Genomic DNA, 16849 nt, shown 5'->3' with positions numbered 1-16849 from the left:
ACAAAAGTGATTATTTGATTGTAAATTCTCACTTCATTATTTATTTTTGGTTTCACTTCGTAAGTTTTATTTGAGAATAGCTTACATTTTTGCAATAATTGATTTTTGACAGCGGTTAATTATTGCGTATAAGGGGAAATTTAAACAGAAGAAAAGATGATGCAGAAGAGACTACCGGATGCACAGGGTCTTTATAACCCTGTGAACGAACACGATAACTGTGGGATTGGTTTTGTAGCCCATATTAAGGGCAAACCGTCGCACGACATTGTAAACCGTGGATTGGAGGTACTGCGGAACATGGATCACCGGGGTGCTACTAGCGCCGATAATTCAACCGGTGACGGTGCCGGATTGCTAATGCAGATCCCGCACGAGTTTATCACCGACGTTTTGAAATTGAATGTTGGTCCGCAGGGAAAATACGGAACAGGATTGGTCTTCCTTCCAAAGGATGAAATAGAAGCCAATATCTGTACCGAGATCCTGAGCAAACATGTTGAGGCAGAAGGCCTGACATTGCTGGGATACCGCGACGTACCCGTCGACAGTTCGGCTCCTGGCGAGATCGCCAAAACAACAGAGCCATTCATTAAGCAAATATTTGTAAAAGCCGATCTTGAAAAAGATGCGCTGGAGCGTAAGTTATACATTGTACGTAAACTGGCTGAGAAGGAAGTTCGCGATTCGAACCTGAAATACAAAGACAGTTTCTACCAGCCCAGTTTATCGGCCAAAATAATTGTTTACAAGGGAATGTTTACGCCCGATCAGCTGAAGGCATATTACCTTGACTTTAAAAACGAGAAGTTTAAAAGTGCCATTGCCTTGGTTCACTCGCGTTTTAGTACCAATACCTTCCCAACCTGGGATTTGGCGCAGCCATTCCGTATTGTTGCACACAACGGCGAAATCAACACCGTAAAAGGCAACCGCTTGTGGATGCAAGCCCGCGAGGCACTTATGAAATCGGAAGTTTTTGGGGAAGACCTTAAAAAACTGCTTCCGGTGATTGAACCCGGAAAATCGGATTCAGCTTCGTTTGATAACGTACTGGAATTCCTGCACATGACCGGCCGTTCGTTGCCGCACTCCTTGTGTATGATGATTCCGGAATCGTTCAACCAGAAAAACCCGATACCCGAAAGCTTAAAAGCTTTCTATGAGTACCACTCTACCATAATGGAGCCGTGGGACGGACCGGCGTCGATGGTTTTCTCCGACGGACGTTACATTGGAGGAACACTCGACAGAAACGGGTTACGCCCGTCGCGTTACGTGATCACCAAAAACAACCTGATTGTTATGGGTTCAGAGGTTGGTGTTCAAACATTCCCGGCTGAAGAGATCAAAGAAAAAGGACGTTTGCGTCCGGGTAAAATATTACTGGTCGATACGCAACTCGGAATCATAATTCCTGACCAGGAAGTTAAAGAACAGTTGAGTCGTCGCAATCCGTATCAAATGTGGTTAAAAGAAAACCGCATGATGATGAAGGATATCACGGTAAAACAACGTGTTCCTTCTTCCATTGATAATTTCGAGACCTATTCGAAAGTATTCGGATACACCAAGGAAGACATGTACGAGTTGATCCAGCCCATGAGTGTCGTCGGTGCCGAACCTACCAGTTCGATGGGTAACGATGCACCTCCGGCTGTTTTCTCAGATCAACCAAAACGCCTGTTCGACTACTTTAAACAGAGCTTTGCACAGGTCACCAACCCGCCTATCGACCCGATTCGCGAAGGTTTGGTTATGGCACTCACCAATTATATCGGATCATTGCATTCAAACATCCTGGACGAAAATCCGGATCATTGCAAACTGATCAAATTTAACGAGCCGCTTATTACCAACACCGACCTTGGAAAGATCAAGGATCTGAAGGATGAAATGTTTTCGCACAAAACCATCCCGATGGTGTTCCCGGTAAAAGACGGCGCTGAAGGTTTTAAAAAGGCACTTGACGAACTGTTGGCTGAGGCCGAAAAAGCCGTTGACGATAAAAAGAATTACATCATTCTAACCGACCGGAATATTTCGGAAGATATGGCTCCGATCCCATCGTTACTGGCCGTTGCAGCCGTTCACCACCACCTGATCCGCAGCAAGAAAAGGATGCAGGTTGGTATCATTGTGGAAACTGCTGAAGCCCGCGAAGTGAACCACTTTGCGTTACTGCTGGGTTATGGTGCCAGTGTAATTAATCCTTACCTGGCCTATGCTGCCATCGATCACATGGTGAAGGAAGGCAAGATTGATATTGAATACAAGGAAGCCCGTAAAAATTACATCAAGGCTGTTGGCAAAGGATTGTTGAAAGTATTCTCTAAAATGGGAATTTCAACCCTGCGCAGCTACCATGGCGCCCAGATTTTCGAAGCAATAGGTGTAAGCAATGATGTAATCAACAAATATTTTACCGGAACAACTTCGAAAATAGGAGGTGTTGGCCTGGAGGAAATTTGCAAGGAAACTTCAATGTTTCACGAAGCAGCCTACAAGCCTGACAATGCTCCGGAACCTTTCCGTTTTGAAAACTCGGGCAATTACGCCTGGAGAAAATACGGTGAACACCACGCCTGGAACCCGGAAACCATTGGCTTACTGCAGTGGGCAACCCGCACCAACGATTACGGCAAATACAAAGAATACAGCGCACTGGTTGACAAACAAAACCAACGGCCGGCCTTTATTCGTGGCTGTTTCAACCTGAAACGAAATCCTATTCCGATTGATCAGGTTGAACCGATCGAGGAAATCATGAAGCGATTCGTAACAGGTGCCATGTCGTACGGTTCGATCAGTAAAGAAGCACACGAAGCTTTGGCGGTTACCATGAACACCATTGGCGGACGAAGCAACACCGGTGAAGGCGGTGAAGATCCTGCACGTTTTGGTACGCTGAAAAACAGTAAGATCAAACAAATCGCGTCGGGACGTTTTGGTGTTACCAACAACTACCTGACCAATGCCGACGAACTTCAGATTAAAATTGCACAGGGAGCAAAACCAGGAGAAGGTGGACAGTTACCCGGGTTTAAGGTGAACAAGATCATTGCAAAAACCCGTAACTCAACGCCTGGAATTACGCTGATTTCGCCACCTCCGCACCACGATATTTATTCGATTGAAGATTTAGCACAGCTGATCTACGATTTAAAAGTAACCAACCCAAGAGCTAAAGTTTCGGTGAAACTGGTGTCTGAAGACGGTGTTGGTACCATTGCAGCCGGTGTGGCCAAAGCATTCTCCGATGTAATTATCATTGCGGGTGCCGACGGTGGAACCGGAGCAAGTCCTGCAAGTTCGATCAAACATGCCGGATTACCGGTTGAATTGGGAATTGCAGAAACGCAACAGACACTGGTTCTGAACAACCTTCGCGGACGTGTTAAATTACAGGTCGACGGTCAGTTGAAAACCGGTCGCGATGTAGTAACTCTGGCCTGTCTGGGTGGTGAAGAATTCGGATTCTCAACTTCTGCACTGATCGTTCTGGGTTGTATCATGATGCGTAAATGCCACATGAACACCTGCCCTGCCGGTATCGCTACCCAGGATAAAGAACTCAGAAAACGTTTTATCGGTAAATCGGAGTACACCATTAACTTCTTCCGCTTTATTGCTGAGGAAATTCGCGAATACCTGGCAGAAATGGGATTCCGCAGGTTCAGTGAAATTGTTGGACGTACCGATCTGCTGGAGGTAAATCAAAATGTTACCAACTGGAAAATGAAAACTGTTGACTTCTCGAAACTGCTGTATTTACCAAAAGAAGCAGAAGATGTTGACATTCATAATACGCATCCGAATCATCAGGATATCTCGCAACACATGGATAACCAGTTGATCCGCGATTCGAAAAAAGCATTAAACGGTGCTGAGAAAGTTTGGATACAACGCAATATCGTGAACGTTGACCGTACGGTGGGCGCCATGTTATCCGGACAAATATCAAAACGTTATGGCGAATCAGGCTTGCCGGATGACACAATTAACTGTACTTTCCACGGTACTGCCGGACAGAGTTTTGGTGCTTTCCTTACCAAAGGAGTAACATTCCGTTTGGAAGGCGATTCGAACGACTACATCGGGAAAGGACTTTCGGGAGGTAAAATCATCGTTGTTCCGCCAATTGGTTCTACATTCAAACCTGAAGAAAACATCCTAATCGGGAATACTTCGCTTTACGGAGCAACAAGCGGCGAGGCCTACTTCCGAGGTGTGGCAGGCGAACGTTTCTGCGTGAGAAACTCGGGTGCAAAAGCAGTTATTGAAGGTACCGGTGACCACTGTTGCGAATACATGACCGGAGGTCGCGTTGCAGTTCTTGGTAGAACCGGACGTAACTTCGCAGCGGGTATGAGCGGCGGTATTGCCTATGTGCTCGACGAGGTTGGAAACTTCGATTATTTCTGTAATACAGGTCTGGTTGAACTTTCACCTGTTGAAGACAAAGCCGACATTAAGGAACTGCAGGAAATGATCAGCAAACACCTTACTTATACACAGAGTGCGGTGGCTTCCAAAATCCTTACTAACTGGGAAGCTTACCTGCCAAAATTTGTGAAGGTGATTCCGTTCGAATACAAAAAAGTTCTGCAGGAACAGAAGTTGAAAGAGTTGCAGAAGAAGTTACAGTTGACTGAAGATGATCCTTCACGTCACGAATAAACGTTACCTGCAGTATTAGTTAATCGAAAAAAAGAAAACAAGATATGGGAGATCCAAGAGGATTCATGACAGTAGGCCGAATTGATGCCGGCTACCGCCCGAAAGAGGAAAGGATTTTTGACTACGGGGAAGTAGAGCAGACACTGAATGAAAAGGACCGTAAATTACAGGCTTCGCGCTGTATGGATTGCGGCATACCATTTTGTCACTGGGGATGCCCTGTAGGAAGTAAAATTCCGGAATGGCAGGATGCCGTTTACAAAGGAAACAAAGCAGAAGCTTACTATATTTTACATTCTACCAACAGTTTCCCGGAAATAACCGGTAGAATTTGCCCGGCACCCTGCGAAAAATCGTGTGTGCTGGCCATTCACGATGAAGCTGTAACCATTCGCGAAAACGAATGTGCAACTGTTGAACAGGCTTTTGAAGCCGGAATTGTGGTGGCCAATCCGCCAAAATCGCGTACCGGTAAAAAAGTGGCGGTTATTGGGTCAGGGCCTGCCGGTTTATCGGCTGCCGACTTGCTGAACAGGGCCGGTCACACGGTAACCGTATTCGAAAAGAATGATGCGATCGGTGGATTACTGCGTTACGGTATCCCCGATTTTAAATTGAACAAACGAGTTATCGACCGCCGTTTAGCACTCTTTGTTGACGAAGGAATTGAATTCAAAACCAACGTAAATGTTGGTGTTGATATCACAAAAAAAGAATTGCTCAAAGACTACGATGCCGTTGTTTTAGCAATGGGTGCCGAGCAGCCACGTGACCTCGAAGTTGAAGGTCGCGATTTGGATGGCGTTCATTATGCAATGGATTTTCTGACCCAACAAAACAAAGTGGTTTCAGGTCAGACTATTCCTGAAAATGTTCGCATTCTGGCAGAAGACAAAAACGTTCTTGTTATCGGTGGTGGTGATACCGGCTCCGACTGTGTGGGAACTTCGGTTCGCCAAAAAGCAAAATCGGTAACACAAATCGAGATTCTTCCAAAACCTCCGGAAAAAAGAGTGGATAATAATCCATGGCCTTACTGGCCAAACACCTTGCGTACTTCAAGTTCGCACCAGGAAGGTTGTACCCGTCGCTGGAGCCTTAACACCAAACGCTTCATCGGAGAAAACGGTGTGCTGAAACAGGCCGAAATTGTTCAGGTTGAATGGACCAGCGAAAACGGACGTTGGGTAATGAACGAAGTGGAGGGCACAACTGAAATCATCGATGTTGATTTGGCACTGCTTTCAATGGGCTTCACTCAGCCGGTTCATAACGGACTGCTCGATAGTCTGGGTGTGGAATACGATCCAAGAGGAAATGTAAAAGTAGACGATAAAAAACAAACTTCTGTTGACAGGATTTTTGCTGCAGGAGATATTGAAAAAGGAGCCAGTTTGGTGGTACACGCCATTCAGGCCGGTAAAGTTGTTGCTGAGAATGTTGACGCATACCTCAGGAACGGTAAGTAAAAACCAGAAAAGATTTGAATTAACAATAGTGCAGTTTTTTCAGGAGGGCGGATAAGGAAATTTCCTAACTAATCACTTTCCCTTGACCATTTGAACGTGATTACATCCTGTCCTCCTTTTTTTCTGCCCTAATTTCCCGAATTCATCCCCAAATTCTGCAGCTGCGTCTACAGCGTGAAGAGAATTTATTAATTACCTTGTGGATATTTTATTTAAACCAACTCGTTCAAATGAAAACCGCTATCCTGATAATTGTAGTTCTGCTCACGCTTCAAAGTTGCTCGCGCAAATCTGACTCCACCCCGCTGGTTGACTATGTAAATCCTTTGATCGGAACCGCTCCGGCCTGTACTTTAAACGCATTAAGTCACGGGAAAGGATCAGAGAACAATGCCCAGGTAGTGCCGTATGTTACCACACCCTTTGCCATGACCAACTGGACACCGCAGACCAGGGCCACTGAAACAAAGTGTATTGCGCCCTATTATTATAACGACTCCATCATTAACGGATTCAGGGGAAGTCACTGGTTAAGCGGATCGTGTGTGCAAGACTACGGCAGCATGAGCATTATGCCAGTTTCAGGAGACCTGATTTGTTCGACAGAGAAAAGAGGCTCCGGATTTTCGCACCAAAAAGAAACTTCAACTCCATACAACTACACCGTTTATCTGGATGACTACAACATAAAAACAGAAATGACTGCCACCAAACGCTGCGGTATGCTTCGTTTTACCTTTGAAAATGCCGGGTCTGCACATATTATTTTAAATCCGAACAGCGACGAAGGCCAGGGATTTACTGCAATCATAAACGAACAAAATGAAATTGTTGGCTACAATCCGGTGCACCGCATTTATCAGGGCTGGGGCGAAGCAGCCGGTTTTAGCGGCTATTTTGTAGCACGGTTCAACCGCGATTTCGACAGCTTTGGCGTTTTTCAGGGAGAAGATATTATGGAGCGGGATACGGCAATTCGAAATGTGCAGGACCTTGGCGGCTATGCGACTTTTCTGGTTCAATCAGGGGAAAGTATTGAAGTGCAAATTGGCACTTCGTTTACCAGCATTGAACAGGCACGTAAAAACCTGGATGCCGAGCTGGCTAATAGGAATTTCGAACACGTGGAAGCCGAACTAAAAGCCACCTGGGAAAAAGTGCTGAACAAGGTTCAGGTGGAGGGTGGCAGTACCACCGACAAGACAAAATTTTATACCGCACTTTATCACAGTCTTTTGCATCCACGAACCTTTAACGATGCAGATGGAACTTATTTAAGTTTTTCCGGTGGCAAACAGGTACTGAATTCAGGCGACAAAGATTACTATGTTGATTTTTCGATGTGGGACACCTACCGTGCCTCGCATCCTTTATTTAACCTGCTTATGCCCGAAGCAAATGCCAACATGATGTGGAGTTTGCTCGATAAAGCAAAAAACGGAGACTGGCTTCCCATTTTTCCATGCTGGAACAGCTACACTTCTGCCATGATTGGCGACCATGTAATAACAACCCTCGCCGACGCCAGTATCAAAAATATCATCGATATCAGTGACGAGGAATATCAGTACCTGATTAAAAACGCATTCGAAACACCTGCCAATTTCGAAGATTACAAAAACGGCAAAGGCCGCCGGGCTTTAAGTTCGTACTTAAAATATGGTTACGTTCCGTTGGAAGACGGGGTAAGAGAATCGTTTCATAAAAACGAGCAGGTTTCGCGCACGCTGGAATATGCCTTCGACGATTTTGCCCTGAGTAGAATTGCACTAAAAAGAAACGACACCCAAAATGCCGAGGAATTGCTGCAACGTGCACTGAATTATAAAAATGTATACAGCAAAGCTGATACCTGTGTTCGCGGGCGTTTTGCCGATGGAAGCTTTACACCTGATTTTGATAAACTGAAGCGCATGTCCTACATCACCGAAGGAACGCCGTGGCAATATACCTGGTATGTTCCACATGATATTAACGGACTAAAGGAGCTGATGGGAGGAGAAAAAGATTTTGCTGAGCAACTCGATCGTTTTCACGTAAGTGGCCAGTACTGGCATGGCAACGAACCGGGACACCAAATTCCGTTTCTGTACAATTACTGCGGCCAACCCTGGAAAACTCAGGCTCTGGTTTCGGAGATCATGCTAAATGAATACGATGCCGGCGTTGGTGGCTTAAGTGGCAACGACGATGCAGGCCAGATGTCGGCCTGGTATGTTTTTGCAGCACTTGGTTTTTACCCGGTGAGTCCTTCAGTGCCTGAGTATGTAATTTCGGGCCCGCATTTCGACCGGATAAGCATACAACTTAACAACACCAATTTAATCATTGAAGCACCAGGCGCCTCATCCGGGAAGAATTACATTCAAAATGCAAAACTAGACGGCAAGATTTACACCAAAAACTACCTTAATCACTTCGACTTGTTAAAGGGTGGAAAACTGGAGTTTGAAATGGGAAGCACTCCGAATAAAGACTGGGGAACTGCGCAGAAAGACCGTCCTTATTCATTAAGCCGGGAATAACATTTTATAAAGTCAGCTCAATACCTTCCGGCCGTTTGTGTTTCCAACGGCGGTGCGACCACAAATAATATTCCGGTGTTTCGCCAATGATTTCTTCCATCCGGCGAATGTAGGTCAGCAGTATATCTTTCGATTCCACTTTGCAGGGCTCTTCAAAAAGCAGGGAAAGACCGGCTTCGTAATGTCCCCGTCGCAATTTTTTTAGGTGAAGAAAAAAGACCGGCTGATTGGTTTTTGCAGCAATTTTTTCGGGGCCGCTAAAAAACGGAGCTTCACGGTTTAGAAACATGGTCCAGAATGGTGAATTGGCCGCCGGGGTTTGGTCGGCTGCCAGCCAAAGCGCAATCGGATCTTTTTTGCGTACAGCATCGATGGCCACACGCGCCGATTTGTGAACCGGAACCGATTCGCCTCCCCATTTCTCGCGAGAGTGTGCAACAAAGCGATCCATGGCATAATTGCCACGAAGCGGATTCACGATCATCAGCAATTTGTAGTTCCACCGGCTTTGAATGGAAGAACACCACTCCCAGTTATTGTAATGAAATCCGAGCAGGATGATGCTTTTTCCTTCGCGTGTATATTTTTCCGTCAGCTCCAGGCCTTTCACCGACAGCCGCTTTTTCATCTCGCTGTCGCTCATGCTGTACAACTTCACTGTTTCGAGGGCAAAATCGCAGAAATGACGGTAGAACTTGTTCAATATCTGTGTTTTCTCCTCCTCTGATTTTTCGGGGAAAGCGTAGGTCAGGTTTTCGAGAATCACCTTTTTACGGTACTTCACAACATTCTTCAGCAAAAAATAAAATACATCCGAAATGCCATAGATCACCAAAAAAGGAAGCTTTGAGATGCCCTTTAAAAACAACACCAACGTGCCGTTCAATAACTTTTTGAGCGGACTTTCATGAAAACGTTTATCGCGTTTGGCCAATTCCTGATCTACCATTCGTAACTTTTTTATTGAATCAGTGGAAGATTTTCCGGTCGTTTGTGCTTCCATCTTCTGTGGCTCCAAAGATAATACTCCGGTTCTTCTTTCAGCACTTCTTCCATCTTTTGAATATAGGAAAGCAGCACTTCATACGGTTTCGCTTTTGCAGGCTCCTCGCATAAAAGTGTGAATTCGTATTCGTATTTTCCTCTGCCCAGGCGATGCACGCGTTGAATCAACACCGGTTGATTGGTTTTTCGGGCTATCTTTTCAGGGCCGGCAAAAAAAGCAGCTTCGCGATTAAAAAAGTTGGCCCACATTCCCTGGTCGGGCAATGCACTCTGATCGGCTGCCAACCACGTTAATGTGGGAATATTCTTCTTTTGAAGATCGAACATCACCTTTGCCGACCGTCCCATCTGAACACCCAAACCACCCCATTTTTCGCGCGACTTGAGCAGGAAATCGTCCATTGGCTGGTTCTTGCGCATTTTGTTGTACACCATCAAAATTCTGTGTTTGGCGACAGTTTGAATAAAACTTGCCCATTCCCAGTTGTGATGATGATAAGCCAGTACAATTATACTTTGTCCCTTTTCGGCATAATTATTCAGCATATCGAGCCCCTTAAAACGAACACGTCGACTCATCTCCTTTTCCGACATCCCGTACATTTTCATCGACTCAATAAAAAGGTCGGCAAAATGACGGTAGAATTTATTTCGAATAGCTAAAATCTCTTCATCCGATTTTTCGGGGAAGGCATGTTTCAGGTTATCAATTATCACCGCACTGCGGTAGTTCACAACATTCCGAAGTAAAAAATGGATAAAATCGGCCAACAGATACAGAAAGCTTAAAGGTAGCAGGGCAAAAAATTTAAGGATAAGAACCACAGCATGGTTACCCAAATTCTCAAAAAAGCCAACTGTGTTTTCTTTCTTCTTCTGCATGTATTGAAAAAAGCCTTTGTTAAAGAAATATCTTTTCTGTTTTATTTCTGCCGAAAAGCAAAACCAAAACTACATTTTTAAGCTAACATTAGCTAAATTTATTTCTATATTCGAAACAAAACAGAAGCATGAAGACAATTGTAATTTCTTTTATCATCACATTATTAGCAAGCAGTTTGATCGCACAAAATACATTTATCGCTCATCGCGGGGCATCGTACCTGGCACCCGAAAACACAGTAGCTTCGGCTAAACTGGCCTGGGAACTTGGAGCCGATGCAGTTGAAGTTGATGTTCACCTGACAAAAGACAACCGGGTAATTGTTATTCACGACAAGGATACTAAAAGAACCTGCAGCGGAAAGAAAAACCTGGTTATCGCCAAAGCGCCGTCGGTGCTTTTACGCGATCTGGATGCCGGTGTTTGGAAAGGTAAGGAGTTCAAGGGTGAAAAATTACCTTATCTCGGCGAGATTATTGAAACTGTGCCTGAAGGTAAAACGCTGGTTGTTGAGATTAAAGCAGGTGGTGAAGAGATTATTCCGGCACTGCGCAGGGTAATTGATAAAAGCGGTAAAATCGATCAGATTGTATTTATTAGTTTTGGCTGGGAAACTATCATCAATACCCACAGGGAATTCCCTGATAATAAATGCTACTGGCTTAGTTCGGTAAAACAGGGACTAAACAGGAAAATGGAAGAAAGTGCCGAATTGGGCCTTACCGGTGTTAACCTGAAATACTCGATTATTGATGAAGCTGTAATGGATGAGGCCAAAAAATTAAATCTGGAAGTACTAAGCTGGACCATCGATGAACCGGCCGAAGCAAAACGGCTGACAGCTATTGGCGTTAAAGGAATCACTACCAACCGCCCAAAATGGTTAAAAGAGGAAATGAGTAAACTGTAAAAAAGGGACTCCTTTTTCTGGAATCCCTTTAAAAATCCGACGTTTTTTGAACAGTGCCTTATTCGCACACAGCTTTATTATGGAATTACTTTTTCAAAGGTAAGTTCAGAATGTGTTAACTCGACTTAACACTAGTAAATTATTGTTAAACAAAATTGAACAATGTTAAATATGTTAAATTATTGATACTGCTTCAAATGTTAGGATTGTGTGCTACCACCAGTTGAAATGCGCCTTTCCCAATCAGCTTCGTTTTGTTAATGGTAAATCCGTTTTCGGGTAAAATCGTGTTTAATCCACCTGCTGCGGAATACTGTTTAAAATTTCGGTTGTGTTCAACCCCCGCCAGAAACTCTGCAATCTTGCTGCTTACTCCTACATAATTTGCAGGTAAGGGAACCGCATAATCCAGAATAACAATTCGTTTTGCTATCTTTTTTATTTCTGAAAGAATGGGACTCTGCAACTCCGGAGCAAACTAGTGCAGAGCCATGGAAAGTATGGCCACATCAAATTTACGGGAATAAAACATGCTTAGATCAGTAGCATTGCAAACCACAAATGATGCATTGGTGATGTTTCTTTTTGCTGCATTTTTTATTGCATGGTTCACCATCGACTCCGATAAATCGACACCGGTTACAGTGGCTGCCTTGCCGGCCACTTCAAAAAGCTGAACACCGGTTCCGCAGGCGATATCAATTACATGATCTCCCTGTTCTATTTCCAGGGCCACCCTTTTTCGGAGTCCTTGCAACAAGGGATCGATCAGTTTGCTGTATACAAATCCGGTTTCCAACATACATTTTGTTATTACTGTCGATGATACAATGGATAAATCAATACGTATTATCTAAATTCGCCTTCGCCTCCCAGCCTGGGTAATAACTTAACTACCTGTAAAAATCAGAAAAATGATGAAAAAGATGTGCTTCATACTGGTTTTTCTTCTTCTTTTTAAACCCGAAAATGCTTTCTTTGTTGTTTAGCTCAACATTATAAAATTATTACAATGAATAAATCATCAGCACTTTTCATCCTTCTGCTTATCCTATTTACCGCTTTTAAATCCGACAAACCTGCGTATTTCCTGTTCGACCAAAAAGGGAAGCCCGAGAAATATGAGAAAATGCTGAAGCAACTGGAAGATGCCGACATTGTTTTGTTCGGCGAATTGCACGACAATCCGATCTCGCACTGGCTGCAGCTGGAACTCACAAAAGACCTGTACAAACTAAAAGGCAAGGACCTGGTGTTGGGTGCTGAAATGTTTGAAAGCGACAATCAGCTGATTATGGATGAATACCTGTCGGGCGAAATTTCGCAACGTTACTTTGAGGACGAAATCCGACTGTGGCCCAACTATAAAACCGATTATAAACCACTGGTTGAGTTTGCCAAAGACAGCGGCTTGTATTTTGTGGCCACCAATGTTCCGCGACGCTATGCTTCGCTGGTCAATAGCAAAGGTTTCGAAGGACTTGAAGGATTATCGGACGAAGCAAAAGTCTTTTTGCCACCACTGCCACCCGCTTACGATTCAACATTGAATTGCTATGCCAGCATGATGAACATGGAAGGAATGGGCAGTCACGTAACTTCTAATTTCCCAAAAGCTCAAGCCACAAAAGATGCTACCATGGCACATTTCATTCTTAAAAACTGGAAGCCCGGAAAAATGCTGTTGCACTACCATGGTGCTTATCACAGTCAAAATTTCGAAAGCATTTACTGGTACCTTAAACATGAAAACCCAAACCTTAAAATCGCCACGATTCACTCGGTGATGCAAAAAGATGTTTCGGAATTGAAAGAAGAAAACACCGGTCTGGCTGATTTTACGATTTGTGTGGATGAGGATATGACGCGGACAAGATAAAAAAGAGGCGACAACCAAAGTTGCCGCCTCCCGGATCTCAAATACTATTCGTGTTTCAGAATTAGTTTTCGTGTATAAACCTGCTCGTTTGTTTCAATCTGTATCAGGTAGACCCCACTAACGTGGCTGCTCAAGTCGAGTTCCACACGTTTCGTTTGGCGGAACTCTTTTCTCAGCACTTCCTGTCCGTTAATTGCTTTAATCCTGATCTCGCCACTAAGGTCAGCACTCGAGTCAAACTCAACAAACACATCTCCTTTTGATGGATTTGGATACAAGGTGAGTCCAAAATCCTGAACATCCAATGAGGGTTCAATGGCTGTAGCAATCTCTGCCGATTTATTCGCAGTACTTGCTGTACCCAGACTGAATCCCGACTGTACTTTCAGATTACCACCTCCAAGGCTCTGTTCATAGGTTTCAGTGCCGCTCCAGTTGCTAGAGAAAAGTAAGGTGTTTCCATCCCAAACGGTAATTCCTAATTGATCGTTTTCACCCGGCTCTCCGCAATCGGTCAGGGTTGCCCGGATCTCCAGATTTCCTCCCAAACTGATCGGGCTTAACGGATCGGTTATATCGGTCAGGTTAGCCTTGGAAGTAAATTCAGCCACATCGCATTCGCCTTCAGCCCCCAGATTCACACCCAGTGAGTTAGTAGCGTTGGTTTTAAATTTGTACAGATGCACAATTCCATCTGGCTCTAAACGACGTACAATCAGTGTCATTTTACCCTGCAAGTTTTTGCCTTTTTTATTGAACTTGACATTGAAACCAAAATTGGTCTTTCGTCCCAAATCCCCGGCATAGGCACCGCCTGATTCTTCGTTAATGAGATAACCACCACCTGTTATAAAGTCACCGGCAGGCAGGTAGACATTTACGACCGAAACATCTTCACAGGCTTGGTTATTCATATGCCGACCTCCAACCTGTAGCGATATCTCAAAGTTTTCTGCTTCCGCATTTCCAATATCGAAGGTATGCAGGAGTGATACATATCCAATAGTTGAATCATTTGGATCGGCTACCGGAACCAATAGGCCGCCAATTGAAGTTCCGTCTTCGTAAAACTGCACAGTTGCATTTTCGATATTTCCCGGGAACAAATCATCCATTTCGTAAATGGTAGCTGTCAACAATACTTCCACCTGGCTGCTGTTTGCACCTGAAGTGGCGGAGAACAGTGGCCCGGTGTACTCGTAACAAGCATCTTCTGCTTTGATGGTGAAGGTCTGATTATCCGACGTAGCAGCAAAAGGACAATCCAGTTCATAGTTAGCAGTGAAACTTACATCACCCGGTGCCTGATTCAGGATTAGGGTCGTAGAAGCTTCACCTGATCCGTCAGTTACGGCTGAAACGTTTTGTGTTCCCACTGTAAAAAGGATTTTTTTACCAGCCATTCTATTTCCCGACAAGTCATCCGTCAGCGTTGCCGTTAAGGTTACCTGGTCGGAATACTGACCGGAGAACACCCCTGAAATAGCCAGTGTGGTCGGTCTCAACAAGATCGATACAGTCGCCTCTTTTGTATTCACGTTTCCGTTCACATCAATTACGGTTAAGGTAACTGTATTGTCTCCCAGGTTGTCACAATCAAAGCTGTTCGGATCTACACTCATGGTTGCAATACCACAGGCATCCGATGAACCAATATCAATGTCAGAAGCAACTATAGCTGTGTTTCCCTGTTGATCGAGGTAGATAGAAATGTCCTGAGTGATTACGACCGGCTTTACCGTGTCAATTACTGTAACAGTAGCAGGAGCAGTTTGTACGTTTCCATTCACATCAGTGACAGTCAGTATTACCGGAACATCGCCAACATCGCTGCAATCAAAGTCTGTGATATCGGTTTCATAAGTTTGTATTCCGCAGGCATCACTTGAACCGTCATCGATCGAATCGGCTGCAATGCTCATGTTGCCACTGGCATCCAGGTAAACTGTGATGTCTTTGGTTTCAACTACCGGTTTTACTGTGTCAATTACTGTGACAGTAGCCGGAGCGGTTTGTACGTTTCCGTTCACATCGCTAACGGTGAGAACTACCGGCACGGCTCCAACATCGCTGCAATCAAAGTCTGTGATATCGGTTTCATAAGTCAGGATTCCACAGGCATCATTTGAACCGTCATCGATCGAATCTGCTGCAATGCTCATGTTCCCACTGGCATCCAGGTAAACTGTGATGTCTTTGGTTTGAACTACCGGTTTTACCGTGTCGATAACCGTTACTCTAGCCGGAGCGGTTTGTACGTTTCCGTTCACATCGGTAACGGTGAGAACTACCGGCACGGCTCCAACATCACTGCAATCAAAGTCGGTGATATCGGTTTCATAAGTCAGGATTCCGCAGGCATCACTTGAACCGTCATCGATCGAATCTGCTGCGATACTCATGTTGCCGGTGGCATCCAGGTAAACTGTGATGTCTTTGGTGATTACTAACGGTTTCACTGTGTCGATAACCGTTACTGTAGCAGGAGCAGTTTGTATGTTTCCATTCACATCAGTGACAGTCAGTATTACCGGAACAGCTCCAACATCGCTACAGTCGAAGTCCGTGATGTCAGTTGCATAAGTTTGGATTCCGCAGGCATCCGTTGAACCATCATCGATCGAATCGGCTGCGATACTCATGTTGCCGGTGGCATCCAGGTAAACTGTGATGTCTTTGGTGATTACTAACGGCTTCACTGTGTCGATAACCGTTACTGTAGCCGGAGCGGTTTGTACGTTTCCATTCACATCAGTGACAGTCAGTATTACCGGAACATCGCCAACATCGCTGCAATCAAAGTCTGTGATATCGGTTTCATAAGTTTGTATTCCGCAGGCATCACTTGAACCGTCATCGATCGAATCTGCTGCAATGCTCATGTTGCCGGTGGCATCCAGGTAAACTGTGATGTCTTTGGTTTCAACTACCGGTTTTACCGTGTCAATTACTGTGACAGTAGCAGGAGCAGTTTGTACGTTTCCATTCACATCAGTGACAGTCAGTATTACCGGAACATCGCCAACATCGCTGCAATCAAAGTCTGTGATATCTGTTGCATAAGTTTGGATTCCGCAGGCATCACTTGAACCGTCATCGATCGAATCGGCTGCAATACTCATATTGCCGGTGGCATCCAGGTAAACTGTGATGTCTTTGGTGATTACTAACGGTTTCACTGTGTCGATAACCGTTACAGTAGCAGGAGCAGTTTGTACGTTTCCATTCACATCAGTGACAGTCAGTATTACCGGAACATCGCCAACATCGCTGCAATCAAAGTCGGTGATATCGGTTTCATAAGTCAGGATTCCACAGGCATCACTTGAACCGTCATCGATCGAATCGGCTGCAATGCTCATGTTCCCACTGGCATCCAAATAAACCGTAATGTCTTTGGTTTGAACGACCGGTTTCACGGTGTCGATCACGGTAACTGTCGCCGGTGCGGCCTGTACGTTTCCGTTTACATCAGTGACTGTTAGTACAACCGGCACG

At 44.8% G+C, this 16849-nt stretch carries 10 protein-coding genes; 5 read left to right on the top strand and 5 right to left on the bottom strand.

The features are described 5' to 3' along the window. Positions 1-156: 156 nt before the first annotated feature. The 3 genes from gltB to HFD85_RS20970 all read left to right on the top strand — a co-directional run bounded on the left by gltB (position 157) and on the right by HFD85_RS20970 (position 8674). Positions 157-4680, top strand: a complete 4524-nt coding sequence (gltB, locus tag HFD85_RS20980; protein WP_240925091.1) for a glutamate synthase large subunit — start codon at positions 157-159, stop codon at positions 4678-4680. A gap of 44 nt (positions 4681-4724) precedes the next feature. Further along, entirely contained in the window at positions 4725-6149 is a 1425-nt protein-coding gene (locus HFD85_RS20975; RefSeq protein WP_167614267.1) for a glutamate synthase subunit beta, read from the top strand. Between the two features lie 230 nt (positions 6150-6379). Next, positions 6380-8674: a GH92 family glycosyl hydrolase gene (locus HFD85_RS20970; RefSeq protein WP_167614265.1), complete on the top strand. Its 2295-nt coding sequence runs from the start codon at positions 6380-6382 to the stop codon at positions 8672-8674. A gap of 4 nt (positions 8675-8678) precedes the next feature. On the opposite strand, the gene HFD85_RS20965 is transcribed toward HFD85_RS20970, so the two are convergent. Both HFD85_RS20965 and HFD85_RS20960 read right to left on the bottom strand, forming a co-directional pair. Further along, positions 8679-9623, bottom strand: a complete 945-nt coding sequence (locus tag HFD85_RS20965) for a lysophospholipid acyltransferase family protein (protein WP_167614263.1) — start codon at positions 9621-9623, stop codon at positions 8679-8681. Between the two features lie 11 nt (positions 9624-9634). Next, on the bottom strand, positions 9635-10561 hold the full coding sequence (locus tag HFD85_RS20960) for a lysophospholipid acyltransferase family protein (protein WP_167614261.1): 927 nt from the start codon (positions 10559-10561) through the stop codon (positions 9635-9637). 128 nt (positions 10562-10689) lie between these two features. On the opposite strand from HFD85_RS20960, the gene HFD85_RS20955 reads away from it, so the two are divergent. Continuing rightward, positions 10690-11472, top strand: coding sequence for a glycerophosphodiester phosphodiesterase (locus HFD85_RS20955; protein WP_167614259.1), 783 nt, complete (start codon positions 10690-10692; stop codon positions 11470-11472). Between the two features lie 193 nt (positions 11473-11665). Here HFD85_RS20955 and HFD85_RS20950 read toward each other — a convergent pair whose 3' ends face one another. Next, positions 11666-11938, bottom strand: coding sequence for a hypothetical protein (locus tag HFD85_RS20950; RefSeq protein WP_167614257.1), 273 nt, complete (start codon positions 11936-11938; stop codon positions 11666-11668). 12 nt (positions 11939-11950) lie between these two features. Further along, on the bottom strand, positions 11951-12274 hold the full coding sequence (locus tag HFD85_RS20945) for a class I SAM-dependent methyltransferase (protein WP_167614255.1): 324 nt from the start codon (positions 12272-12274) through the stop codon (positions 11951-11953). 210 nt (positions 12275-12484) lie between these two features. On the opposite strand from HFD85_RS20945, the gene HFD85_RS20940 reads away from it, so the two are divergent. After that, positions 12485-13351 carry a ChaN family lipoprotein gene (locus tag HFD85_RS20940; RefSeq protein ID WP_167614253.1) on the top strand — a complete coding sequence of 289 codons (867 nt, stop codon included), beginning with the start codon at positions 12485-12487 and terminating at the stop codon, positions 13349-13351. A 44-nt stretch (positions 13352-13395) separates the two neighbouring features. Here the strand turns inward: HFD85_RS20940 and HFD85_RS20935 are convergent. Continuing rightward, a partial coding sequence (locus HFD85_RS20935) for a T9SS type A sorting domain-containing protein (protein ID WP_167614251.1) occupies positions 13396-16849 on the bottom strand: 3454 nt, incomplete at its 5' end.

The organism is Maribellus sediminis (assembly GCF_011799805.1).
Taxonomy (GTDB): Bacteria; Bacteroidota; Bacteroidia; order Bacteroidales; family Prolixibacteraceae; genus Draconibacterium; species Draconibacterium sediminis_A.
Note: the sequence above shows the minus strand (reverse complement) of the source record. Positions and strands in the feature narration are given on the sequence as shown.